We start from the raw sequence: 22,954 nt of genomic DNA on the forward strand, positions 1-22,954 counted from the left end.
AAGGCGAGGTATATTTCATCACTTGGAAAACACCTGAAGTCGCTCATTCATTAGTTCCGCGACATAAATCGTTCCATCCGAACCGACCGCGATGTCGTGCGCAATCCGGAGTTGTCCCGCTTCTTTGCCCCATGCACCGAATCGTTTCTCAATCCTTCCTTGTTTGTTCAAGATAACGATTTGGCTTTGCGCGTTCTTTTTTTGTCCATTTAAATAGTTTCCGCCATCAGCGACGTAGACTTTACCGTTCGCACCGACTTCGATTCCGTACGGTCGACCGAGTTCTTTTGACGACCACGTATCGATGTGTTTGCCGTTTCGATTAAAGATTTGGACCCGGGCGTTGTCCCGGTCCGACACATAGAGATTCATCTCATCGTCGCTACTGATCCCATGCGGCAGATTGAACTGTCCGTCTTGTTTGCCGAGTTCATTGACTTCCCATTTGACTGTTCCTTTTGGATCGAACATGACGATGCGACTATTCCGGTAGCCGTCAGATACGGCGAACGAGCCATCCTTTAGGACGGTGACGTCTGTCGGACGAGCGAATGTCTTTTCATCCAGATGTAGGGGGATGCTTGGCAAGACGTTTCGGATGCGCAGACCGACTTCCGTGAACGGACCATATGCGTTCCCGAACGCTTGCAAGACTTTGCCTGACGGGTCGAGCTTGAAGACTTGGTTCAGGCTGATGTCGGTAATCCAGATGTTGTTTTGGTCATCGACTTCGAGACCGTGCGGTGACTTGAATAGACCGGCGCCTAATCGCTTCTTCACGTGCATCGTCTTTCCGTCGAGCACGATCAATGTCGGTTCTGTGATGTAGGTGTCATCCCCGTATGAATTACTACCCCGGTGTAAATAGTAGACGTCACCGTTCGGAGCAACAGCGACGCCGCTTGCTTCGCCGGCAATCGAACGATCGCGCGTTTCAAGTGGCCAAGCGACCTGACCGCGATACGTCGTATCTTTTGGGATGGGTTGATAGTTGTCTTTCATGACGGGATCTGCGCCGCCTCTAGACCAAACAAGACCTAGTAATGTAAATGTTGCTAATGTACCTATAAAGATCACTCGTTTTTTCATGCATCGTTCCTCCAGACGTAAATTCGTATACAAATTATATCTAGATATTAAACGAGGGCGAATCGTTCTACAGTAGGAGACAGCGGGTTACGGAAGCAGGATATTAAAATCAGGACGAACGGGTAAAGAAGAGAGATATCATATGGAAGAAAGAAAGTGAGGCAAAAACATGAAGGCAGTCACCGTAACGGGGCATGGTGGGCTTGAGAAGCTCGCCTATATCGACCAAGAAACACCACAACCGAAACAAGGGGAGGTACTGATTGAAATCAAAGCCTGCGCCTTGAATAATACAGAAATTTGGATGCGGGAAGGCGCCTATGGTGCGGAGAGTGAATCAGGCTGGAAAGCAGAAGGTGTCAAATTCCCCCGAATTCCCGGTTCAGACATCAGCGGTCGGATCGTCGCAGTCGGAGACGGTGTCGCAGAGACGGAAATCGAACGCGACGTCGTCTTGTTCCCGTTCACGGCGAGTGGAGAAATCGCTGATGAACAGAGTGCCGAGGACTTATCGTTCATCGGTTCCGAGTATGACGGCGGATACGCAGAATATGTCTGCTGGCCGCTCGAACTTTGTTACGACATGCCCCTTGCCTCCTATACGGACAGTGCGGTCTTCTCGGTCAGTGGATTGACGGCGTGGCACATGGTCGAACAATTGGATTTACAAAAAGGACAGACGGTTCTCGTAACAGGTGCCAGTGGTGGTGTCGGCTCACTCAACGTCCAGATTGCAAAACGTGTCTTCGGAGCCCGTGTCGTCGCACTCGTCGGTGACTTGAAGCTGACGGATCAATTGCACGAACTCGGGGCGGACTTGGTCGTTTCCTACCGTGAGCAGAACTGGGATCAGCAGGTCATGCAAGAAGTCGGTCCGGTCGATGCGATTCTCGACGTCGTCGGCGATGCGGTGTTTAAACAAGGACTGGATCTGCTGAAGCGCGGCGGAACGTACTGTATTTCCGGATCTTCCGGGGGACAGGTGACGTCGCTCGATTTTCGGACGCTTTATTTAAAACATATCCGCCTACAAGGATCCGTCCTTGGCAATCGCCATGATTATGAGAAATTACTGGAGGCCGTTCGGACGCAGACGATTCAGCCCGTCATTGACCGGACGTTCCCGCTCGCTGAAGCGCGAGAAGCCCAAGCGTACTTCAAACAAGCAGGTAAATTCGGCAAGGTCGTCTTGCTACCATAAGATAAACCGAACAAAACGAGCTATCCTCTTCCTGTGCAGGAAAGGGTAGCTCGTTGTCGTATCGTTAACGGTTTGGCAAGATGTAAAAAAATGTGACGGTCGAGCTGACAGGTGTCTCTTCCGTATAATCAACCAATTCCTCCTGTGATTCATGAATCGTATAACGGTTGCCCGGAAAGAGTTCCGTTACCCACGTTGGAACGTGTGAAGCGAGAGGGTAGGACTGAATCCGCTCAAGTGGGAAAGGTGTCCCGTCCGGATTCGTCGTGTGGACATGTAGTGCGTCTTGTGAAGCATCCTCGAGGACAATCGTTATGTAAAGCTGATGTTCAATCTGTTTTTCCGCTAGTTTTTGTTGCATTTCCTGCATAGCGCTCAACGCGATCCGAAGATGTGCTTTACGAATGCGCAGACTCGCGTTGCCATGTCCATAAAAGTCAGGGTGTTCGTGCCAGTCGTTAAACCAAACGTCTGAATCAATATAGGCTGGAGAAGAAAAACTTTTGAATTCAAGCTCGAGATTTTTAAAATAACGGCGTTTGCCGCGGAATTTTTTCATGAACGATGCACCTTTCATTAAAGGGATTTTATTATTTTTCATAAGGGAAATAAGGCGAAGACACTAAAAATTGGGTAAATAAAAACCAATGACTTGAATGGTGCGACTCGTATTGATCGACGGTGGAAAGGTGGAGCCTTCATGGAAGCATCGGTCTATGATCTGCAAGAGACGAGAAATAAAATCGACAAGGAGCTGACGATTCGATCGAGCAATGCTGTCATCTTGATGTGTGCGATTTTCATTGCCTCGATCGGATTGAACTTGAATTCGACCGCTGTCATCATCGGAGCGATGTTGATTTCGCCGCTGATGAATCCGATTCTCGGTCTCGGTATGGCTTTAGGGATCTCGGATATACCTCTGTTCAAGAAAGCACTTCGGCTGTTGCTCGTCCAGTTGACGATCAGCATCGTGACATCGACCGTCTATTTCTATTTTTCGCCTTTGACGGCAGCGAGTGATGAACTGATTGCGCGGACGTTCCCGACGATTTGGGACGTACTGATCGCCTTTGCTGGGGGAGTCGCGGGATGGATTGGTTTACGCAAGAAAGGGGCGAATAATATCGTTCCCGGTGTCGCGATTGCCACCGCCTTGATGCCACCAGTCTGTACGGTCGGGTACGCCATTGCGAATCAGAACATGACCTACGCGCTTGGTGCTAGTTATCTGTTCCTGATCAACTGTAGTTTCATTTTGATCGCGACGTTCCTAGGTGTCAAATGGCTCTTACGGACGGATCAGAGTTTACGGATCCAGGCATCAAAACGAATCAATCGTTCCTTGATCGCGCTAGCCTGTCTCATCAGTATACCAAGTGTCTATACAGCCTATCTGCTTAGTCAGGACAGTTTGTTTGAGACGAATCTTGACCGTTATGTCGAGGAAACGTTTCAAGAGACGTTCGTCGTTCAGCATAGCTATGACGAGAAACGCCAGCAATTGACGGTGACGACGTTAGGCAAACGGTATGATGCACGTGAACGGGAACGGCTGGAACAGTCGCTCGACGACTATGGACTATCACGTGTCAAACTGACCTTGATCCAGATCCCTGATTTGAATCAACTTGATCCTGACCAACTAGAGAAATTGTTTAATGAACGTATGCAGTGATGACGGAACTGAGGAGGAAAGAGCATGCTGGCGTTCTTTATCTTGATCCGAAATTTTTTTCATGTCATCCGTATCTTATTCAAGCAAGAAGAACAAAAGGCATTGATGATCATGGTCGGGGCACTTTTCTTGATTGGGACGGTCTTCTATCACAATGTCGAACAGTTCAGTATTCTGGATGCCTTCTATTTCTCCGTTATGACGCTCGCGACGGTCGGATACGGGGATCTCGTCCCTCAGACGGCGTTCGGTAAATTGTTTTCGATCGTGTATGTCATGCTTGGCGTCGGTGTTCTCAGTGCCGTCATCGTGAACTTCAATATGGCCCTAAAACAATATCACCGGGACAAGAAGAAGAAGGAGGAGCAGAAATGAAACCACATCTGACGCACTTCTTGCATTGTCTGATCCTCGGAGCAATCGTCGGATTGACGGCTGCCTTGTTTTTAAGTGGCATCAACGCATCGATTCATTATGTATGGGAGTGGTTACCGTCTGTACTGGATGTATCTTTCTATGGACTCGGCGTCGGTCTACTCGGTGGTATCGGTATTGGTCTGATTCAAAAGTCTGTGGGGGATTACCCGAAGACGATGCACGAGACGCTTGCTAACTTTAAGCAAGAAGGTCGTGTACCTTATCGCGGTGCCCTCTGGAAAAACGCCGTTGCCGCATGGATCGTGCTGACGTGTGGAGCGAGTTTAGGACCAGAAGCTGCGCTGATCAGCATCTTAGGGGGAATGGTGACGTGGATCGGTGACCGGCTAAGGTTGACGGAGCCGGAACGGCAAAGTTTCTTGCAGACGGGATACGCTGCGATGCTAGCGACGATATTTCATGCCCCGTTCGTCAGTGTCTCTGAAGCGATCGAGGAGGAACCGATGCAACGAGCAACGTCACGCTGGCAAAAGATACAACGCATCTTTTATTACGGCATTTGTACGCTCGTCGCAATTACCTGTTTTCGTTTCATCATGCACCTCGTACCCCATGACCGCTTGTTCGCAATCAAGATACCACCGATTACGTGGAATGCGACTGTCATGTGGTTCATCCTTCCGGCGATTCTCCTCGGTATCGCGTTCGGACTCTTCTTCTTATGGATGGAGCGGGTGACGAACTGGATGGTCTCTCGCGTCGGCAACCCAATCCTTCTCGCACTCATTGCGGGAATCGCGATTGGTCTTGCATCCATGCTCACACCTTACTTACTGTTTTCTGGTGAACATGAAATCCTAGACTTTACGAAGGAAGGAGCCTCATGGTCAATCGGCGCCTTATTGTTGCTTGCGATCGGAAAGGTGGGATTGACGCATCTTTGTTTTTCCTGCGGCTGGAAAGGTGGAAAGATATTTCCGTTGATTTTTTCGAGTACAGTCCTGGCATTCTGTCTCAGCCAATTAAGTCCGTTCATGCCTGGATTGATCGTAACACTTGTCGTCACGGCAAGTTGTGCTGTCGTCTTGCGTCAGCCACTCGTGACCGCTACGCTTCTCCTCTTTCTATTCCCGTTGCAATTCTTTCCGTTGATCCTACTTGTCTGTCTTGGCGTTCAACAATTCATGAAATACTACGGAAACCATCTTTCATTATCCGATAAATAAATTTATGACTTACTAAATTATTCGTTATTTGTCTTATGGATTAAATGAATCTATACTTTTCAGGAAGACCTAGTAAAAGGAGAACACACATGATTGATTTTGAATGGTATCGGAGTTTCATTCACGTTTACCAACAACGTTCCGTCTCAGCGGCAGCCCGAATTCGCTTTTTGACGCAACCGGCGGTCAGCCAGCATATCGCGGCACTGGAAGCAGAACTAGAGACATCCTTGTTCATCCGTGCGCCACGGCAAATGATTCCGACGGACACGGGAACAGCTCTCTATACACAAGTCGTCGGATTGATTGATCGGCTCGAGGAGTTATCGCTTGAGATGAAGTACGAAGCAGGGGAACAACCTCGTCCGGTCTTGAAGTTCGGGGGACCGACGGAATTCGTCACGCATGGGATCGTACCGAAGCTACCGCTCGACGTCGCACAGTTCACGGTAGTCTTTGATTTGACGGTTCCCTTGTTGCAACGCTTGCTTGCGAATGAGCTCGACTTCATCATCTCAACGAAGCGGATCGATGAACCGGGCGTCCAATACGTCCCGATTGCTGACGAACGCTTTCATTTGATCGCCCCGATCGGCTACGAAGTTCCGGAAGCGGATCTAAAGGAATGGATGGACCGACAGCGATGGATTAGCTACGGACTTGAGTTACCGATCATTCGTCGGTACTATCAGACGCAGTTCGGAGAACGACCTGGGATCCGTCCTGAAATGATCTTACCGAACGTAGATGCGATACTAAAAGCGATCGAAGCAGGACACGGGATCAGCGTCTTGCCCGATTATCTCGTCGAGGCAGCGGTCAGTGCTGGACGAGTACAACGGATTGCGCCGGAACGATTCGCGACGAATCAGTTATACGTCGCCTATCGAACGGACTCGCGCCACGATCCGGTTTTGCAACAGGTGATTAAGGCGTTAGGTTGAATTGTATGAAAAAAGTCCAATCCACAAGCAAATGCTGAGAGGATTGGACTTTTTTTGTATGAATTACATATTACTTTGATACGTCATCTAAGAACGTCAAGTATCGATCAACGACGAGATTGGCACTGTCTGCTCGATAGGCTTGATAGTGTGGTGAGGCGACATGCTGATCGAAAGCGTCTTGATCACGCCATTGTTCATAAAAGTAGAAGACGTTCGGATCATCGATAGCGCGATGTGTCTGATACGTCAGGCACCCTGCCTCGGCACGCGAAGGGGCGATCACACCTTCGATGATAGAAGCGAGCTGTTCGCCTTGATTCGGATGCGCTTCGATCCGGGCAATCAGTTGAATCATCTAAAAGACCTCCTATGAAAAGAGATCCTTCATCCAAAGGATCTCTTGTTTCGATTAGTTGAGTGTATTAATGACGGCTTTCGCGACCGCAATCGTGGACTGTGGATTTTGACCCGTGACGAGGTTTCCGTCGACTTGGACGTTTTCCGTGAAGTTGTCAGCCTTGATGATGTTCGCACCGAGTTCACGAAGGCGTGTCTCGAGCAAGAATGGCATGTAGACGTCAAGACCTGTTGCGCGTTCTTCTTCATCCGTGAACGTTGCGATCGTCTTTCCAGCGACGAGTGGTGTTCCGTCTGAGAGTGTCGCACTGACGAGTCCAGCTGGTCCGTGGCAGACCGCAGCGACCGTCTTGTTCGCTTCAAACAATGTCCGAAGGGCGTTGTTCAAGGCATCACTTTGTGGCAAGTCGAACATCGTACCGTGTCCACCTGGCATGAAGATTGCATCAAATGTTGAGAAGTCCTGGATTGCTTTTAAATCAAGTGTCTCTTTCAAGAGTGGAGCTGTCGCTTGGATCTCAGCTGGAACTTCGTCTTCAAGGCTCCGTGCGTCGATTGGTGATTCGCCGCCGTTCGGACTTGCGACCGTTACCGTATATCCTGCATTCTTGAACTCAATGTATGCTTCCGCGAACTCCGACAACCAAAGTCCTGTCGCATGACCTTCCTTCATTTCCTTTGCGTTCGTGACGACCATTAAGATGTTTTTACTCATGATGTGTTCCTCCTTTTTCGTTTGCCGATTGGCTACGTGATTAGAATACGCCCAACTCTAACGAAAAACAAATTAATAAAAATGAGCTTATCGATAAATAAATTTATACATAAAAATAAAAACTGCTTCCTACCATGATGGCGGAAGCAGTTTGAAAGATAGATTAACGTACGTCAGAAGAATAGTTAGCTAACATCGAGTGACTTCGTACCGTCACGATGACACTGGCAAGACTCGCGACTGTTCCGAGGACGGCGACGATGATCGTCGAGGAACCGTTCGGAATCAAGAAGCCGACCGGAATTAGTCCGACGAAGCTAAAAACGATCAGTGATTGATAAATGACATTGACGATCTTCAGTACAGGGTGTTCGAAAAACGATAGGACGAGCGGTGGTAAGAATAAGAAGACAATTAGTCCAATCGCGATGTAAACCGATAACGGCTCTTCAAACGAAATGGTGTTTCCAGTTGAGTGGCGTGCAGCGACAAGGGTGGCGACGATCGCGACGCATAAGGTCACACAAACGAACGTTAGCCGTTTTAACATATGAACCCCTCCTTTTTACTTTAATTCCATAATAAACCATTTTTCAAATGGAAGACAATCTTTTTCCGGACGTCCAGTAGTGACGAATCGCTTCGATGATGACGTCAGGACGATCCCAGTGTAATAGATGTCCTGTCTCGGGGACGAAATGGACCGTCGCTTGCGTCATCTCATGTAATAGATCCGTCGCATGCTGACGGATCGATGCTTGATCTGTCGGTAACGTAGCGACGTACAACTGAATGTCCACTGGTGGAACGTCCGGGAGGAAATCAAGAACATCCTCGTAGTGAAGCGCGCGTACGATCGCAGCAGCCGTCTCTCCTCGCGCATGCCAGTGGTATCGTCCTTGCTCCATCCGAAGAAGATCGGCACCAGCTAGATCGAGGGAGGGCGAGCGACGTGCATCCGGAGCATAGACGGCAACATCCAAAAATTCGTCCCATGTTGAAACGGAATCCTCGAAATCTTGTTCATAAAAGGCGACTTCTTCCTCTACAGAACGACCGTAAAGTCGTTTACTGTGATAGCCGCCGTCAATTAAAATCGTGCCGAGCACACGATCCGCATGTTCAATCAAATAATAGAGCGAGAGTACACTGCCCCACGAGTGCGACAAGGCATAGCACCGCTTGATATCAAGGATGTGTAAGACTTCGTCGATCCAGCCCGTAAAGGGTTTCATGCGATAGTGTAGGGGATCTGAGAAAGCTGGTGTTTTGCCGTGACCGGGTAAATCAATCGCAATCAGACGGAATTCGTCCGCGAGCGCTTCAGCGATTTCGATGAAGCTGAGACTCGTACTGCCGAGTCCGTGCAGACAGACGATCGTCGGAAGCTGTTCGTTTCCCCATTCCGTAATATGAACGGATTGATGCTGACAGGTGATCGTATAACGTTTCATTTGCCGTCTCCTTTTTTCTTTTTACTGTACCATGAGGAGAATATTGGGAATTGAAAAATAAGGAAACTTTCTTCAAAGAGTAGCGTAGAGTAAGATGACACGTCATTTACATAGAGGAGAATTCACATGGAAACCATCATCACGATGTTCTTAACAGCCGTTACCTTATATGGACTCGGTGTCCTTGTCACGAAAGTAAAAGAACGCTTGCGTTAATCAAAAATATGTCCGAAGGAGTCCGTTATGTTTCCAATCGTAAAACAAGAATTCACGAGCAGCTTCAAAAGCGTCAAAGCGATTCTATTGATTCTTTTTCTGACGATCACGTCTGTCTTCACAGCATCGTATTTGACGAGACATCCGGAACTGCTTGCTGGCGTTAATCAACCGTCTGCTTATACTTCAAGCATTAAGTTCTTCATCCTGTTCTTCGGTTTTCTGTTCGTGGCTGCGTTATCACACGACATCATCAATCGTGAAATCGAGACGCGGACGATTCGTTTACTGGTCACGAAGACGTCGCGTCTGCGAATCGTTTTGGAGAAGTTTCTCGGTTCATTGTTGTTCTGGTGCGCGACGCTTACGATCAATTTTCTGATTGTCTCGCTCTATGCGCAGCAATGGTTCTGGATCGATTATCTGACGGTTCTTATCGTCATCCTATATATCACCAGTTTCAACATCTTTTTATCTACGATGATTGCGAAGCCTGGTTTGACGATGTTTCTCGGTATTTTTCTCGGGATCGTCGTACCGATCATCGGTCTTTGGTCAGCGTTCTCAGAAAAATGGTATCTGGTACCGTTTCAATACATCTTGCCGTACCATGCCGTCATTATGTCTGGAACGTTATTACTGTTACCTGTTTTATGGAGTGGATTGTTTTTGACGATCTCCTATCTCACGTTAAAGCGAAAGGATTTGTAACATGAAAGCGATTGAAGTAAAAGGGTTGAAGAAATCGTTCGGTGCGAAGGAAGTCTTACGAGAAGTGAATTTGACGGTCGAACGAGGAGAAATCTTTGGTTTTTTAGGTCGTAATGGTGCTGGGAAATCGACGTGCATTCAGATTATGACCGGAATCACACAAGCGACAGGCGGAACTGTCGCACTTCTCGGTGAACCCGCTGATCAACTGGATGCCATCAAACAACGGATCGGGGTCATGCCGGATACATCAAATTTGTATCATGATATGACGGCACGTGCGTTTCTTAACTATATGGCAGGATTATCAGGAGTTCGCATCACGAAGCAAGAAGTTAGAAAATTGCTTGAACAAGTCGGATTAAGCGGGACGGAGCGACAAAAAATCGGGAGCTTCTCGTTCGGGATGAAGAAAAAGATCAGTATCGCACAAGCGCTCACCGGAAATCCGGAATTACTCTTTTTAGATGAACCGACGTCCGGTCTTGATCCAGAATCGGCGATCGAGATCCAGCGATTGTTGCTTGCATTAAAAGCGGACGGAAAAACGATTTTCTTAACCTCGCATAACTTGAATGAGATCGAAAAGATGTGTGACCGTGTCGCCATCATGACGGAGGGAAGAATCGTCCGCTATGGAACCGTTGCGTCCTTACAAGAAGCAATGAGGCAGGAGATTAAAATCCGTATTCGGACTGTTCCGCGATTAGAGCCATCGCATCTGCCAGCATACGCTCGGCTTTTGTCGCAAGCTGATGATTTTACACGGCTTGATTTATCGACGGAAGAAGATATTCCAGAGTTACTCGTCATGCTTGCGAAACAAGACGTCAAAGTCTACGAGGTGCAGATCGAACGCCAATCATTAGAAGAGATTTTCTTAGCGGTCTGACCGACTAGCCTCTGATTCCGTCTCCGGAACATCTTCGAGTAAAAGACGACCCCCGTCATTCCACTGACCGTACATCTGATTCCGTTTCGTTTTTTCAATCAACGTTTGCAGACGTTTTTCATAGAGAACGGGATCCTTGCGTACACTTTGAATCGTATCAATCCGGATCCGTCGATAGAGCTCCGGGAAGTCATTAAACTGTTCATAGACGATCGGGTCTTCTTGTAGACGCGCCTGAATGGCGTCATCGATGACGAACGCATCAGTGCGCATGTCTGGTAGAACCTGTCGTCCGGACGGTTGCATCAAGCCGAGACGTTCCAAGCGGCGGACCCGTTCCTTGTTCAGTTCGGTCCAGTTGCTGTTCTTTCGTCGCGGAGTGAACCGTTGCGCCAGTTCACCGTCTTCGGTCTTTTTTGCAATGCCATCAATCCAGCCGAAGCAAAGTGCCTCTTCGACGGCATCGAGATAAAGTAACCCGTCCCCGATTTGTTTTCGACTGAGAATCACCCAACAGAAGGCCGCGTGATCTGCGTGTTTCGTCAGCCACTGTCGAAAGCCATCGCGATCGGTAAAGCGTAAGACATTCGTGATTTCCACGTTCGTTCCTCCATTTCAGATAGCAGTGCCCCCTTCACGTCACGCGAGGGGGCACTTTTTTTCTTTAACGTAACGGGTCATGATGAAAGACACAATTCCGACCACTCTTCTTCGCTTGATAGAGGGCAGCGTCTGCCTGCTGGATCGTCTGCAGAAAATTATGGGTCTCAGACGGTTGATGAGTTTGGCGAGACACACCAATCGATAACGTCACTTGCAGCGGTTCTGTCGCTGATAACTCATACGTCCGTTTGGCACTGGCTTCACAGATTTGTTCCGCGAGTCGACGCGTCTCCGGCAACGAATGCTCCGGCAACAACATCATGAACTCTTCGCCGCCGAATCGTCCGAGCACACACGTTGGGGGACAATACGATGCAAGCAAAGAGCTGATTTGCCGTAAGATATGATCACCGCGGTCATGACCGTAAGTATCATTGACCTGTTTGAAATGATCGACATCGATGATCATGATTGAAAAATCCGTTTGTTGTGATTTGTACCGTTGGACGGTCTCTTCTAGACGACGTCGATTATCAAGCCCTGTCAATGTATCCGTCAAGGCAAGACGCCGATGCATCCGGACTTGATTGAAGTGCCAGCGGACTTGATGCAAGATGCTGTGCAAGAGAAAACCAGCGCAGCCATTCCCGACGAGAAAGATCGTCATCGCTGTCACGTCATTCGGTTGAACATGTTGAACGCATGGTAAACAGAGAATGAGTGCAATCGTGAAGATGACCGGAAACGAGATGAATCGATCCGGTGCTTCATTTTGTAAGTACAAGACAACGATGCTGACGATCAGATACGTACCGATCAGCCAATAGGCATGAGCGGAATCAAAAACGAACGTTTGAAGGGAAGCGAAGACGAGGGTCGTGATGAAGCCGCTACTGATACCTCCATAAATGAAAGCGATGACGATCAAGGTAATCGACAAATCGAAACGGAATCCCTCATAGGTGATGGCGTTATGGATGACCCAGTAGCCGGCACCTGTCGCAAGGATCAGTACTAACAGATTTTTCTTCAACCAGCTGTCGAACGTGTTTCGAAACTGAAATCGTTTAAAAAAGAACAGGGAGATGAGCACGAAGAAAAAAGTCAGAGCGACGTTGAGGATTAGATGGTTCAGTATATTCCACATATTCGTGTTCCTCTCAAATGAGTTCTGAAAAATAACTACAAAAAAATGTTTCATTCAATGAATATTTATTCTATATAGCCAACGATACCCTAAAGATGTATGAAAATATCTTGATTTCCGTATATTTTAAAAAAGATTAGATTTCTTCAACTAAATCAATAATACTCTGAGATTTTTTCACGTGAAGACTCGACGAGATAATCAAGTGAGACGAAATTGCGAATGAATGCATACGAGCCAATTTCCTCGATGGATACGCCTAATCTCTCTGCCTGGTGACTGCGGTCATCTTCTTGCGATTGCAGCATCTCGAAGCCTGCTGCTTGCATCCGCTCCCCATCGAATTCGAGTGTAACGACATCTCCATCCTGCCAATCATTTTTTAATTGATGAAAGTGCGTTTGATACGCTGCGCTTGGAGGATCCACTTCAAAGGCGATCCAGCCTGTTGGTGCATCGATTTGGAATGTTGGTGACAATCCACCGCGTGTCACGATTGATTTCATGTGATGCCGATGTGTCATATGGCGTAATAGCATGGTCAGACCACTCCTTTTTTTATCTATTATTACGCGACAGCGTCAGAATATCGAGAAAAATTTTCAAAAGAGATGGAAGACTATTGGATTTTTCTGGTATACTACGTTTTCGGAAAGCGTTTGCACAAAAGGGGGAGAATACATGCAACCATATGCCGTCAAAGCAACAGGACTGACGAAACACTATCAAATCCTACAACGGGAACCGGGACTACGTGGAGCGATCAAAGCGTTATTTCACCGGACATATCGGACGAAAGAGGCAGTCAAAGCAATTGATTTGACGATTGCGCCAGGAGAACGGGTCGGCTATATCGGTTTTAATGGCGCCGGGAAATCAACGACGATCAAGATGCTCGCTGGTGTCCTGCGTCCGGATGCGGGGAACGTCCGGGTGTTCGGACTTGATCCACATGCCGACCGCGTCAAGAACGCGTCGCAAATCGGAGCCGTCTTCGGTCAGCGGACGCAACTGTTCTGGGACATTCCGGTCCAAGAATCGTTTGAGCTGTTGAAGGAAATCTATCAAGTGCCGACGTCAGAGTTTGCCGAGACGCTCGCGTGGTTTCGGGAGAAGCTCGATCTCGCACCGCTTCTAGACGTACCGGTCCGACAACTGTCGCTCGGACAAAAGATGCGCTGTGAACTAGCCGCAGCCTTCCTGCATCGACCAAAAGTCGTCTATCTCGACGAACCGACGATCGGACTTGATATTGAAATTAAGGAGACAATCCGTCACTTCATCCGCGAGATGAGTGATCGCTGGGGAACGACCGTCATCTTGACGACGCACGACATGCAGGACATCGAGGAAGTTTGTGACCGGGTGATCGTCCTCGACGACGGCAAAATCATCTATGACGATACGATCGATCAGTTAAAGGCATCGTTCAGTCACGAGCGAACACTTCGAATCACGCTCGAAGAACCGGTGCCGTTCGTTTTACCGACGGCATTGATCAATCGTGTGATCATGTTTGAGACGGATGAACTAACGTATGAGCTCGCCTTCGACGACCGAGAACTGTCAAGCGGTCAAGTCATCAAGGAAATCGTTTCGCTGTACGCCGTTCGGGACGTCTCCGTGTCCGTACCGAAGATGGAGACGTTAATCCGCAAGCTCTACCAAGCGGGGATCAGTGCATGAGAATCCGTAAATATACCGCGTTGATGCGGTCCCAAATCAAAGTTGATCTCGCCTATACAGCCTGGTACTGGGCAAGCATGTTTAGCGTGACGATGCGTCTGTTCATCCTCTATTTCTTCTGGCAAGCCGTGTATGCCAATAAGACCGATGTTTCCGGTATCTCGCTGTCAACGATGCTGACGTATGCGGTGCTTGCGACGATGATCGATCAGTTCCGCGGGGGTGCCGGACGCGATCTCGCCCGGATGATCAAACAAGGGGCAATTGCGATCGAGTTACTCCGTCCGTATCACTTGCTCGATAAGTTACTCGCCCAAGACATCGGCTCAAAAGTCTCGGTTTTGTTCCGCTCGATCCTGCCACTCGTCCTCGTCTCGATTTTGTTCATCGGCGTGGATCGACCACAGTCATGGCTAGCTGGCATTGCCTTCGTCGGTAGCGTGATTTGTGCCGTGTTGCTCGCGACATTGATTGATCTGCTCGTCGGCATCTTTGCCTTCTATACCGTCAACATTTGGGGACTATCCGTCTTACAAGACGCCATCATCACGATCATGTCCGGTGCAATCGTCCCGTTGACGCTGTTCCCGGACTGGTTTCAGACGATCAGTCTGTACTTACCGTTTGCTTCACTCGTCTACGTCCCGGTTGCGATCTATACGGGAGAAATTGGCGCAAGCGGTATCCTGCAGGCGTTACTGATTCAAATCGGCTGGTTGATTGGATTCTTCGTCATCTTGCGAATCACGTTCGCGCTCGCGATCCGGAAAGTGACGGTGTTCGGCGGATGAAACGATACATAAAACTCTACTGGCTATATGCCAAAAGTCATTTTAAAGTCATGATGGAATACCGGATTGATTTCCTGATCGGTGTCTTGTCAGTCTTCGGTCAACAGTTCGCCTCACTCTTTTTCCTGTCGGTCGTCTTTCAGCATATCGAGACGCTAAACGGTTGGGACTTTTACGAGATCCTATTCATTTACGGGATTGCCTTTTTAGGACGAGCCTTACACCATATCTTCTTTGATAACTTGTGGACGATCGGCTGGCAGTACATCCGGACCGGGAATCTGGATCGGTTGTTGATGCGCCCGGTCAATCCACTGTTTCAAATCGTCGCTGAGCGCGTTCAGCAAGACGGGTTCGGTCAACTATTGATTGGCGGTGGGGTGCTCTATGTTGCTTCCGATCACCTCGACATGATCTGGAGCTTCGGTGATGTCTTGATGTTAATCGTACTTGTTCTTTCGAGCGGATTGCTCTATATCGCGATCAACCTGTTTTTTGCGACGTTCTCGTTCTGGATGGTCGACAGTTTACCGGTCGTCTCAGCGGTCTTCAGTCTGAGTGATTTCGCCCGTTATCCGATGACGATCTACTCGAAGGTGTTGATGTTCGTCTTGACCTACATCATCCCGTTCGGATTTACTGCCTTTTATCCGGCGATGTATTTCTTTGATGGAAAAGGCTATGGAGTGATGGCGATTGCGACACCACTTGTCGCGATCATCGCCTGTTTGATTGCTTATCGGTTCTGGTTGTTCGGACTGAAGGCATTTGCGAGTACGGGATCATGAAAGAAGGAGAACCTTGAAGTGTTGCGACGCTTCAAGGTTCTTTTTGTTTCTAATCAATTTAGATATGGATTTCTTTATGTAAAATATGAAACTTTTGTTATTAAATGACAGTATAAAATATTGAAACATGAATCTGAGGGAGGGGTTATATTGAAAAAGGGATGGCTCGTATTACTGTGTTTGGTCTTGGTTACCTTATCGGGGTGTACCGTTTGGGAAAGGACAGAAAACTTTTTTTCACCGAACGACGAAACGATTAAAAACAAGACGATCAAGATTGGTCAAGAGGATCAGGTCAAGATCGTTCCGCTCTATACGCAATACAATCAGTACTTAGAAGAAGCGATGCAGACAGGAAACTCAGACGACAACACGAACAGTTACCTAAATCATGTCTTAGGTTACATCGATGAAATCGGTGAGCAACAAGATCTCGATCTAACATATATGAAAAGTTACTTTATGCTACAAGCAACTGAGTATAAAGAACAATTGGTGAGTCGGACGAAAGAGCTGATGAAACAAGATACAGAGATCAAAAAAATCATTGAAAAAAGTTACACTGCTTCACATCGGGCATTACCAAAACAAACGAATACGATATTCATCGTGCCTGTTAACACGGAATTCATGGAGCGTATAGATGTCATGGGAGGGGTCGCAGGATTGGCAACTAGAGATTGCTTCATGCTATTCCTTACCGCTGACTACGATAAGAAAATGTTGGAATATGCAGTAGCCCATGAATATCACCACACTGCTTTATATGATCGGATGAAGCTAGATACTTCCTTAGGAGAGGAAGCTAGTCCACTGATCCATTCACTCCTCCTTGAAGGGAAAGCGGATCAGTTCGCGAAACGCGTCGTTAAAGGTGTGACACCAGCTTGGGTCGAGCCATTAGAAGAAGAGACAAAACAGCGTGTTTTACGTTTAATGAAAAATGGTGAGTTAACGCAAGAAGATATCATGGACGGCAATAAGGATCAGGATGTTCCTATGTGGAGTATGTACCGATTAGGTAAAGATATCATGGACGCCTATCTTGAAAAACATCCTTCAGAATCGATAGCAGATTGGACGACTAAAGACGCGGAAACGATTTTAAAGGATTACAAGTATAAAAATGATCTACTTTGATTCAAAAAATAGACCCGTCAGCATAAAGAAGCTGATGGGCATATTTTTATACTTTTGAAATTTTTCGAAATTAAGTCGAACGCTTTTGAACGATTGATGAACAGAAATAAAACGGCTGATGAACAGAAATAAAACGGCGAACGTGTTTTTTAGGAAATATCAGTTCGGGCGAGTGAACGGATAGCGTTTGACATGGCAGGGGAGACAGGATGAATCTGTTCGATGTAATCGAGGATCACTAGTGCAGCCGTTTTATTATGTGAATAGCCTGGCATCATCTCTGAGAATCGGTTGACCATTTCTGGGAAACGTTGCTCAATCCGACGTTCCGGAGCAAACGGATCAACAGATGTCGCTTCCTCTTTTTCAAATGAGGACAGAACGTGTAACAATTGACCAACGGCAAATTGTTGAATCAAACGGAAGGCTGATAATGTTTCGCCACGTGCTTCGCGACAGAGCCCGACATATAGATTCGTCAGTGCTTCATGGATGGCGTAATCGACGGATGGATGTTCGCTCGAACTGTTACGTGGTTGTGGGACTAAGCGTTCAAACGCGTCGAAGGAAGGATCGCACCACACGATACGACCAGCGGAAAATGCAATTTCAGAAAGTTCATCTAGTTCGAAGATGGCGAATTCGGCATAGATACCGTCGTCAAACATGACTTTATGTCCATCCTGCGTATTTTGAAATTGAAAGTGTAAAGGGTATGTGTTTTCTAACCAGTCGAGTTGCTCGATGAATCGAGCCTTTTTACCGGGCTTTGCGATGATGAAAAAGTCTAAGTCCGAATAGTCATCGAGTCGTTCAAGTTCTTGACCGACAGAACCGAGTCCGAGCAGGACAAGCGCATCATCTGTTTGTGCAACCGTTTGCCCAATTGCGTCTAATCGTTCCAATAATACGTCTCTATGTGTCATCTCTGTTGCTCCCTCTTTATGGTGTTTATATGTAAGAATTGCGGACACCTCATTAGGGAAGCGTCCGCGAGTGTCGGTAGGGCGATCAAAAATGATCGCTTTGCATCTTATGGAGCAATTGATCGAACGTCTCGTGGTCCTTTGATGTAAAGGCACGGAAATAGCGATCATCAATCTCTTCGATCTCTGGAGCTGAGGTCTGAATCAGCGCTGCACCATCCTCCGTCAAGAGAATCCGTTTTTCCCGGTTGATTCGTTTTCGGATGACGAGGTGTTCCGCCAGCAACTTCTTGACCGTTTGCGAAATGGCACCGCTTGAGAGTTCAAGCGTGCGTTCAAGTGATTTTTGTGTCGCACTCTCTTGATGATAAAGGGTCATCAATAAATCGAATTGGGATTTTGAGAGCCCTTTTGGTTTCAGTACATCGTTGACTTCTTTCGAATAACGAGAATGGATTCGCTGAATGGCGTTCCAGTGTTGCATTGAAGATTCGAATGTGAAGGTCATGATTTTTCCTCCTCTTCTGTCATGCAGGGTTGAGCTTATCGAAGAAACGGATTAATTCTTCCTGTTGTCGAGCCGTCAAAGCGGCGAATTGTTCTTGTTGAAAACGTTCGTAGGCGGGCAACACTTCTTGCAGAATGGCTGTTCCTTTTTCCGTCAATAGCAGATAGTTCGTCTTCCATTTGCGCTTGCGGGTGATGAGTTGCCGATCAAATAAACGTTTGATTCCGTGTGAAATCGTGCCATCGGTCACTTGGATCCGTTCCGCGATTTCCTTCTGGCTCGTGCATGAGGTCGTTTGTAGGCAACGCAATACTTCAAGATTCGTATGGGAGAGATCCCATTGTTTCAAGAAAGCATTGACGCGCTTGATTTGTTGATTATGATACGTCGAAATCGTATGCCAGCATGTCATGGGATATGTCTCTGTCATTGTTGTCATGGGGAACCTCTTAAATGTAGAATGTACTGCTGATAAATTACTTTTACCATACCATATTAAAAATATGTAGTGCTACTAGTTTGAACGCAAACCCATCACTTCCCATCATTGCCTAGGAACTGTACAAAAAAAGACCTGAACGTATCAGGTCGGTTCAGGAAGGAATCTCATTCGAAAGCGTGAGATAGGAATCCGTTAACTGGAATCCATATTTCGTAAAACATTGATCTGAGACGCGTCCTTGTAAGGTGATCGTCGCATAATCGCCACGAATCGAGTAATGAGTGTACTTTTTTTCAATATCATGAATCAATGACTCAAGTAACAGACCACGCTCGCCGAGTCCTTCCTCGCGAACGTTGATCTCAAGTAAACAGAATGTACCGTATTCGGTGAGGGACGTGCGTTCCGTTCGTTCATGAAGCACGGTTAAGAACGAACGTTTTGAGATGAGAGATCGACTATGGGGTGGCTCAAGAATCGTAACGTAATAACTGAGCGCTGGGGGGCGCATGTTGCGCGTGACTTCGACGACTTGCCGCTGATTGTTGTACGCGAGACCAACAAATTGTTCTTGCGGATGATGCGGCACGGTCAGTCCTTCTTGCTCACAAACGGTTTGCCACTCGGCTTCTGGAATCCAGACAGCCTCTTCGGTTTTCGCTAAAGCTTTAAAGAACTTCACGTTGAACGGATGACCTCCTATAGGGTATGTAAAATGACTATTCCCATCATGCCTGATGGCTAGACAAAAAACGAGTTACAATCTGACGACAAATGATCTTCCTTTGCTATAAGTATACCGTGAAATTTCGTTTTGAAACAGACTACACCTGAATCAATCGACTGTCTATACTAAATGTATCCAGTCAGGAGGCGAGCGTATGAAACCAGTCGAAGGTCCGTTTTTCCATGGCACGAAAGCCACGTTGCGAATCGGTGACGAATTGAAACCAGGGCACGCGTCGAATTTTCGTGAACGACCGCTCCAGCACGTCTATTTCACAGCAACACTTGATGCAGCGAAGTGGGGCGCGGAGCTCGCACAATCTGACGCTCCGGAGCATATCTACCTCGTCGAGCCACTCGGAGCGTATGAGGATGATCCGAACTTGACGAACAAACGGTTCCCAGGCAATCCGACTCGGTCGTATCGGTCGACAGAACCCGTGAAGATCATTGCTGAACTCGGAACGTGGGAGCGGCACACAGATGAAGAGATTGAGACGATGAAAGCATCCTTGCAGCGGTTACGCGCAGAAGGGAAGGATATGATCATTGACTAAAAGAGCGGGGGGAGAAAAGCTTGCCTGTACATGATTTTAAATCGATCCAACCGACGAATGTGAACGTCATTGATCAATTATTAGTCAATCACTTGCACGCCATCCGCCTGAATCAACAGGACGAGCGATGGATCACGATCCTTGGAGATCCGTTCGTTCCACCCATTGAAACGATCGTTGGCGTCTATTGTGTCTACCGGAAATCAATTCTTGATCTGTTGCAAGGTAGGATTGCCTCTATCGAATCGTATGACTTTCAGAAGGCATCTGCGAATGACAAACTCATGACAGCAGAAAGCGTCGAAGGAGTGCTTGATATGGCGACATTCGTCGTCATTGCTTCAGAAGACGACACCTATATGTCTCACTACTTCATCGGTGGTGATGCAAAGAAACTCAATTCGATCTTAAACGTATGCTTTGGTCATCCGAATGCGTTGGACGAACAAGCATCAAAACATTCTATCAAACGCTTCGAGCAGGATGTTTTGATCGTTGAAAAGATGGGATTCATGAAATTGCTTCGAAATGAATAGAGAAACGAATTGAATGTAAGATAAGCACTACCACGTATTTTTTTGTCAGAATGTACTGCAAGGTGAAGATGGAATGGTACAATATGTAAAAAGGGGGCGTTTATATGTCTCGCTTCAAACAAGAAAAGAAACAACCACTCGATCATCTCCGCGATGGTGTCGATCAAGGTCTCGGTAGTGCCGTACCACGTGGGCAAAACGACGGGATGCGTGGTCTGGAGATGCTCGCAGTGCTTGTCGTCCTCGGTGGAGGATATCTACTATATCAATGGTTTTTCTAAAGCAAGAAGCATCGCCCTTACGAGGACGATGCTTCTTTTTGTTCGATTTCACTGACGATATCATCTAATGTGACGTGAGCGAGTACCTTCTCAAGCGCGGATTGCGCAAGCTCAAAGATGGGTGTGACTGTCGATTGGATGTTTCGTCCGACTGGGCAGTCTGGGTTCGGTGCGGCATGGACGCCGAACAATTCCTTGTCCGGTACGACAGCAACGGCGTGATAGACGTCAAGCAGCGTAATCTTAGACAACGGGCGGGCGAGTCGCGCACCGGCGACACCCGGACGGACCTCGATCAAATCAGCTTTCTTCAACATGCTCATGATTTTACGGATGACGACCGGATTCGTATTGACGCTGCCAGCAATCAAGTCGGATGTCATCTTCTCGTCGGTCGCGATCAACGAGAGAATATGGATGCCGACGGAAAAACGTGTACTGATGGCCAACGGATGACCCTCCTTCTTAAAAACATTGTTCTCTCATTATACGTCGTATTGTTCATTTGGCAAGAAACGGGGAATAGGAACAACACTGTTGACAAACAAAGTAATTGTAACTATATTAGTTACATGTAATCGAAATAGTTACATATCAAAAGGAGGAATCATCATGAATATCGGAATCATCGGCGCAACAGGAAAAGCAGGGCAATTGATTTTACAAGAAGCAATCACACGTGGTCATGACGTCACGGCAATCGTCCGTAACGCGGCAAAAGTGACGGCAAACGTCACGATTCTCGAGCGTGATGTACTCGCACTGACGAAAGATGACTTAAACGGGTTTGACGCCATCGTCAATGCGTTTAACTCAGCACCGGGTGAGGAGACGAAACATATCGAAGTCGGGCGTCATTTAATCAACGTGTTAGCAGGAAGCAAGACACGACTTTTCGTCGTCGGTGGGGCGGGAAGCCTATTCGTCGATGCCGAGCATACAGTACGTGTCATGGAAACACCGGATTTCCCGGAAGCGTATTATCCGACAGCCTCGAACATGGGAAAAAACTTGATCGAACTGCAAGGGCAGCAAGACGTGACATGGACGTATCTCAGCCCCGCTGGATTCTTTGATCCGAGCGGTCAACGTACAGGAGCGTATACAGTCGGCGGTGAGCAGATAATTTTAAACGCAAAAGGGGAAAGCTACATCAGTTACGCGGATTACGCCATCGCGGTAGTCGATGAGCTAGAAAACGCGCAACATCTCAACGAACGATTCTCGGTCGTTGGCGAACAAGGGTGATGGTGTCAGACCGACTTACGTAGTCGGTCTTTTTTAATGGGCGGAGTGAGAGATACAGCGGAGGACGGATGGCATAGTAGCATGGTTTGTTTAATATGAGAATAGAAACGACTAAAGGAGCTCAAATCATGATGCGACGATGCTTTAGTATCATCAGTCTATTAGCTGTCTTGATCGTCTGTACGACATCAACACAACCGTCCCGGTTCGAACGTTCGGAACCGGTCGCGACGATCGAGGATCATTACGAGGGACAAATCAATTGGCCGAGTGAAAGCGATCCATTGCTGGAGCTTCATGCCAAACCGTGATCTACATATTGCCGATCAAAGCCCGTCTCCTTCAAGAAGACGGGCTTTTAGTGACGTTAAATGACAGTCATTGCGTTCAAGAAGACGAACAAGAACGTAATGCCGCTCGTCAAAATCAAAAAGGGGAGGACGATCAGTAATTCAAGATGCGGACGAACACCGTGGTAGAACAGAAAGAACAGTGTCAAACAGGCGGTCGTGATCGTCAACGCAAGTGAGGCGATCAATTCATGAAGGGGTTCAACGAACGGAATGAGGGACGCTCCAGTGATCGTGTCAAAAGCGAAACCGAAGGACAAAAAAATGAGTAAGTACAAAAGTGATTTTTGACGAAACATGCGGCATGTCTCCTTTACTGAACGATACATTCAGTATAATGCCCAGCTTGTCATTCTTATCT

At 47.4% G+C, this 22,954-nt stretch carries 31 protein-coding genes; 16 read left to right on the forward strand and 15 right to left on the reverse strand.

The annotated features are described in order from the left end of the window. Positions 1-18 precede the first annotated feature (18 nt). A complete protein-coding gene (locus KNQ08_RS04100) occupies positions 19-1,089 on the reverse strand; it encodes a peptidyl-alpha-hydroxyglycine alpha-amidating lyase family protein (protein WP_214769821.1) in 1,071 nt (356 codons plus the stop codon). 169 nt (positions 1,090-1,258) lie between these two features. On the opposite strand from KNQ08_RS04100, the gene KNQ08_RS04105 reads away from it, so the two are divergent. Then, positions 1,259-2,290, forward strand: a complete 1,032-nt coding sequence (locus KNQ08_RS04105) for a zinc-binding dehydrogenase (protein WP_133208676.1) — start codon at positions 1,259-1,261, stop codon at positions 2,288-2,290. Positions 2,291-2,354: 64 nt separating this feature from the next. Here KNQ08_RS04105 and KNQ08_RS04110 read toward each other — a convergent pair whose 3' ends face one another. Then, on the reverse strand, positions 2,355-2,849 hold the full coding sequence (locus KNQ08_RS04110) for a hypothetical protein (protein ID WP_214769824.1): 495 nt from the start codon (positions 2,847-2,849) through the stop codon (positions 2,355-2,357). A gap of 141 nt (positions 2,850-2,990) precedes the next feature. On the opposite strand from KNQ08_RS04110, the gene KNQ08_RS04115 reads away from it, so the two are divergent. From KNQ08_RS04115 to KNQ08_RS04130, 4 genes are all read left to right on the forward strand, one after another. Continuing rightward, on the forward strand, positions 2,991-3,968 hold the full coding sequence (locus KNQ08_RS04115; protein ID WP_058704035.1) for a DUF389 domain-containing protein: 978 nt from the start codon (positions 2,991-2,993) through the stop codon (positions 3,966-3,968). A 24-nt stretch (positions 3,969-3,992) separates the two neighbouring features. Next, positions 3,993-4,343: a potassium channel family protein gene (locus tag KNQ08_RS04120; RefSeq protein WP_050677800.1), complete on the forward strand. Its 351-nt coding sequence runs from the start codon at positions 3,993-3,995 to the stop codon at positions 4,341-4,343. Further along, positions 4,340-5,572 (forward strand): chloride channel protein, encoded by a 1,233-nt coding sequence (locus KNQ08_RS04125; protein WP_058704037.1) that lies wholly within the window; start codon positions 4,340-4,342, stop codon positions 5,570-5,572. The genes KNQ08_RS04120 and KNQ08_RS04125 overlap by 4 nt, the downstream gene beginning before the upstream one ends. Before the next feature lie 89 nt (positions 5,573-5,661). Next, positions 5,662-6,516 carry a LysR family transcriptional regulator gene (locus KNQ08_RS04130; protein WP_149427272.1) on the forward strand — a complete coding sequence of 285 codons (855 nt, stop codon included), beginning with the start codon at positions 5,662-5,664 and terminating at the stop codon, positions 6,514-6,516. A 70-nt stretch (positions 6,517-6,586) separates the two neighbouring features. On the opposite strand, the gene KNQ08_RS04135 is transcribed toward KNQ08_RS04130, so the two are convergent. From KNQ08_RS04135 to KNQ08_RS04150, 4 genes are all read right to left on the reverse strand, one after another. Next, positions 6,587-6,874 (reverse strand): putative quinol monooxygenase, encoded by a 288-nt coding sequence (locus tag KNQ08_RS04135; protein WP_064299947.1) that lies wholly within the window; start codon positions 6,872-6,874, stop codon positions 6,587-6,589. Positions 6,875-6,928: 54 nt separating this feature from the next. Further along, positions 6,929-7,591: a type 1 glutamine amidotransferase domain-containing protein gene (locus KNQ08_RS04140; protein WP_149427273.1), complete on the reverse strand. Its 663-nt coding sequence runs from the start codon at positions 7,589-7,591 to the stop codon at positions 6,929-6,931. Between the two features lie 163 nt (positions 7,592-7,754). Then, a complete protein-coding gene (locus KNQ08_RS04145) occupies positions 7,755-8,141 on the reverse strand; it encodes a hypothetical protein (protein WP_214804842.1) in 387 nt (128 codons plus the stop codon). A 43-nt stretch (positions 8,142-8,184) separates the two neighbouring features. Then, entirely contained in the window at positions 8,185-9,045 is an 861-nt protein-coding gene (locus KNQ08_RS04150) for an alpha/beta fold hydrolase (protein ID WP_214769840.1), read from the reverse strand. A gap of 243 nt (positions 9,046-9,288) precedes the next feature. On the opposite strand from KNQ08_RS04150, the gene KNQ08_RS04155 reads away from it, so the two are divergent. Both KNQ08_RS04155 and KNQ08_RS04160 read left to right on the forward strand, forming a co-directional pair. Next, complete coding sequence (locus KNQ08_RS04155) at positions 9,289-9,972, forward strand: ABC transporter permease (RefSeq protein WP_058704043.1); 684 nt, start codon at positions 9,289-9,291, stop codon at positions 9,970-9,972. Between the two features lies 1 nt (position 9,973). Further along, a complete protein-coding gene (locus KNQ08_RS04160) occupies positions 9,974-10,864 on the forward strand; it encodes an ABC transporter ATP-binding protein (RefSeq protein ID WP_214804844.1) in 891 nt (296 codons plus the stop codon). Here the strand turns inward: KNQ08_RS04160 and KNQ08_RS04165 are convergent. From KNQ08_RS04165 to KNQ08_RS04175, 3 genes are all read right to left on the reverse strand, one after another. Further along, complete coding sequence (locus KNQ08_RS04165; protein ID WP_214804846.1) at positions 10,853-11,464, reverse strand: YdeI/OmpD-associated family protein; 612 nt, start codon at positions 11,462-11,464, stop codon at positions 10,853-10,855. The two genes, KNQ08_RS04160 and KNQ08_RS04165, sit on opposite strands and share 12 nt — an antisense overlap. A gap of 64 nt (positions 11,465-11,528) precedes the next feature. After that, positions 11,529-12,614 carry a diguanylate cyclase gene (locus tag KNQ08_RS04170; RefSeq protein WP_167507558.1) on the reverse strand — a complete coding sequence of 362 codons (1,086 nt, stop codon included), beginning with the start codon at positions 12,612-12,614 and terminating at the stop codon, positions 11,529-11,531. A 155-nt stretch (positions 12,615-12,769) separates the two neighbouring features. Further along, positions 12,770-13,153, reverse strand: coding sequence for a hypothetical protein (locus KNQ08_RS04175; RefSeq protein WP_023468155.1), 384 nt, complete (start codon positions 13,151-13,153; stop codon positions 12,770-12,772). 142 nt (positions 13,154-13,295) lie between these two features. Here KNQ08_RS04175 and KNQ08_RS04180 point away from each other — a divergent pair, with 142 nt between their 5' ends. The 4 genes from KNQ08_RS04180 to KNQ08_RS04195 all read left to right on the forward strand — a co-directional run bounded on the left by KNQ08_RS04180 (position 13,296) and on the right by KNQ08_RS04195 (position 17,019). Next, on the forward strand, positions 13,296-14,300 hold the full coding sequence (locus tag KNQ08_RS04180) for an ABC transporter ATP-binding protein (protein WP_149427279.1): 1,005 nt from the start codon (positions 13,296-13,298) through the stop codon (positions 14,298-14,300). After that, positions 14,297-15,091 carry an ABC transporter permease gene (locus KNQ08_RS04185; protein ID WP_208796383.1) on the forward strand — a complete coding sequence of 265 codons (795 nt, stop codon included), beginning with the start codon at positions 14,297-14,299 and terminating at the stop codon, positions 15,089-15,091. The genes KNQ08_RS04180 and KNQ08_RS04185 overlap by 4 nt, the downstream gene beginning before the upstream one ends. Beyond that, a complete protein-coding gene (locus tag KNQ08_RS04190) occupies positions 15,088-15,879 on the forward strand; it encodes an ABC transporter permease (RefSeq protein ID WP_058704049.1) in 792 nt (263 codons plus the stop codon). Before KNQ08_RS04185 ends, KNQ08_RS04190 begins: the two co-directional genes overlap by 4 nt. 186 nt (positions 15,880-16,065) lie before the next feature. Then, entirely contained in the window at positions 16,066-17,019 is a 954-nt protein-coding gene (locus tag KNQ08_RS04195; protein ID WP_167507559.1) for a DUF2268 domain-containing putative Zn-dependent protease, read from the forward strand. 149 nt (positions 17,020-17,168) lie between these two features. Here the strand turns inward: KNQ08_RS04195 and KNQ08_RS04200 are convergent, their stop codons facing one another. The 4 genes from KNQ08_RS04200 to KNQ08_RS04215 form a co-directional block, all read right to left on the reverse strand. Beyond that, on the reverse strand, positions 17,169-17,945 hold the full coding sequence (locus KNQ08_RS04200) for a hypothetical protein (protein WP_149427281.1): 777 nt from the start codon (positions 17,943-17,945) through the stop codon (positions 17,169-17,171). A gap of 85 nt (positions 17,946-18,030) precedes the next feature. Continuing rightward, positions 18,031-18,453, reverse strand: coding sequence for a MarR family winged helix-turn-helix transcriptional regulator (locus KNQ08_RS04205; protein ID WP_023468160.1), 423 nt, complete (start codon positions 18,451-18,453; stop codon positions 18,031-18,033). A 19-nt stretch (positions 18,454-18,472) separates the two neighbouring features. Next, positions 18,473-18,865 carry a MarR family winged helix-turn-helix transcriptional regulator gene (locus KNQ08_RS04210; protein ID WP_052017139.1) on the reverse strand — a complete coding sequence of 131 codons (393 nt, stop codon included), beginning with the start codon at positions 18,863-18,865 and terminating at the stop codon, positions 18,473-18,475. Between the two features lie 181 nt (positions 18,866-19,046). Beyond that, positions 19,047-19,577 (reverse strand): hypothetical protein, encoded by a 531-nt coding sequence (locus KNQ08_RS04215; RefSeq protein ID WP_214804848.1) that lies wholly within the window; start codon positions 19,575-19,577, stop codon positions 19,047-19,049. A 199-nt stretch (positions 19,578-19,776) separates the two neighbouring features. Between KNQ08_RS04215 and arr the strand changes: the two genes are divergently transcribed. The 3 genes from arr to KNQ08_RS04230 all read left to right on the forward strand — a co-directional run bounded on the left by arr (position 19,777) and on the right by KNQ08_RS04230 (position 20,995). Next, entirely contained in the window at positions 19,777-20,178 is a 402-nt protein-coding gene (gene arr / locus KNQ08_RS04220) for an NAD(+)--rifampin ADP-ribosyltransferase (RefSeq protein ID WP_064299934.1), read from the forward strand. A 20-nt stretch (positions 20,179-20,198) separates the two neighbouring features. Continuing rightward, on the forward strand, positions 20,199-20,714 hold the full coding sequence (locus KNQ08_RS04225) for a hypothetical protein (protein WP_149427283.1): 516 nt from the start codon (positions 20,199-20,201) through the stop codon (positions 20,712-20,714). Between the two features lie 104 nt (positions 20,715-20,818). Then, positions 20,819-20,995, forward strand: coding sequence for a hypothetical protein (locus KNQ08_RS04230; protein ID WP_156501836.1), 177 nt, complete (start codon positions 20,819-20,821; stop codon positions 20,993-20,995). Positions 20,996-21,012: 17 nt separating this feature from the next. On the opposite strand, the gene KNQ08_RS04235 is transcribed toward KNQ08_RS04230, so the two are convergent. Next, positions 21,013-21,444: an Rrf2 family transcriptional regulator gene (locus tag KNQ08_RS04235; protein ID WP_058265849.1), complete on the reverse strand. Its 432-nt coding sequence runs from the start codon at positions 21,442-21,444 to the stop codon at positions 21,013-21,015. Between the two features lie 163 nt (positions 21,445-21,607). On the opposite strand from KNQ08_RS04235, the gene KNQ08_RS04240 reads away from it, so the two are divergent. Together KNQ08_RS04240 and KNQ08_RS04245 are read left to right on the forward strand one after the other, a co-directional pair. Beyond that, a complete protein-coding gene (locus KNQ08_RS04240; RefSeq protein WP_214804850.1) occupies positions 21,608-22,243 on the forward strand; it encodes an NAD(P)-dependent oxidoreductase in 636 nt (211 codons plus the stop codon). 128 nt (positions 22,244-22,371) lie between these two features. After that, positions 22,372-22,554: a hypothetical protein gene (locus KNQ08_RS04245; RefSeq protein WP_029341587.1), complete on the forward strand. Its 183-nt coding sequence runs from the start codon at positions 22,372-22,374 to the stop codon at positions 22,552-22,554. Between the two features lie 56 nt (positions 22,555-22,610). Here the strand turns inward: KNQ08_RS04245 and KNQ08_RS04250 are convergent, their stop codons facing one another. After that, a complete protein-coding gene (locus KNQ08_RS04250) occupies positions 22,611-22,892 on the reverse strand; it encodes a hypothetical protein (protein ID WP_149427284.1) in 282 nt (93 codons plus the stop codon). Between the last annotated feature and the right edge of the window lie 62 nt (positions 22,893-22,954).

This window comes from Exiguobacterium sp. s46 (assembly GCF_018618875.1).
Lineage (GTDB): Bacteria > Bacillota > Bacilli > Exiguobacteriales > Exiguobacteriaceae > Exiguobacterium_A > Exiguobacterium_A abrahamii.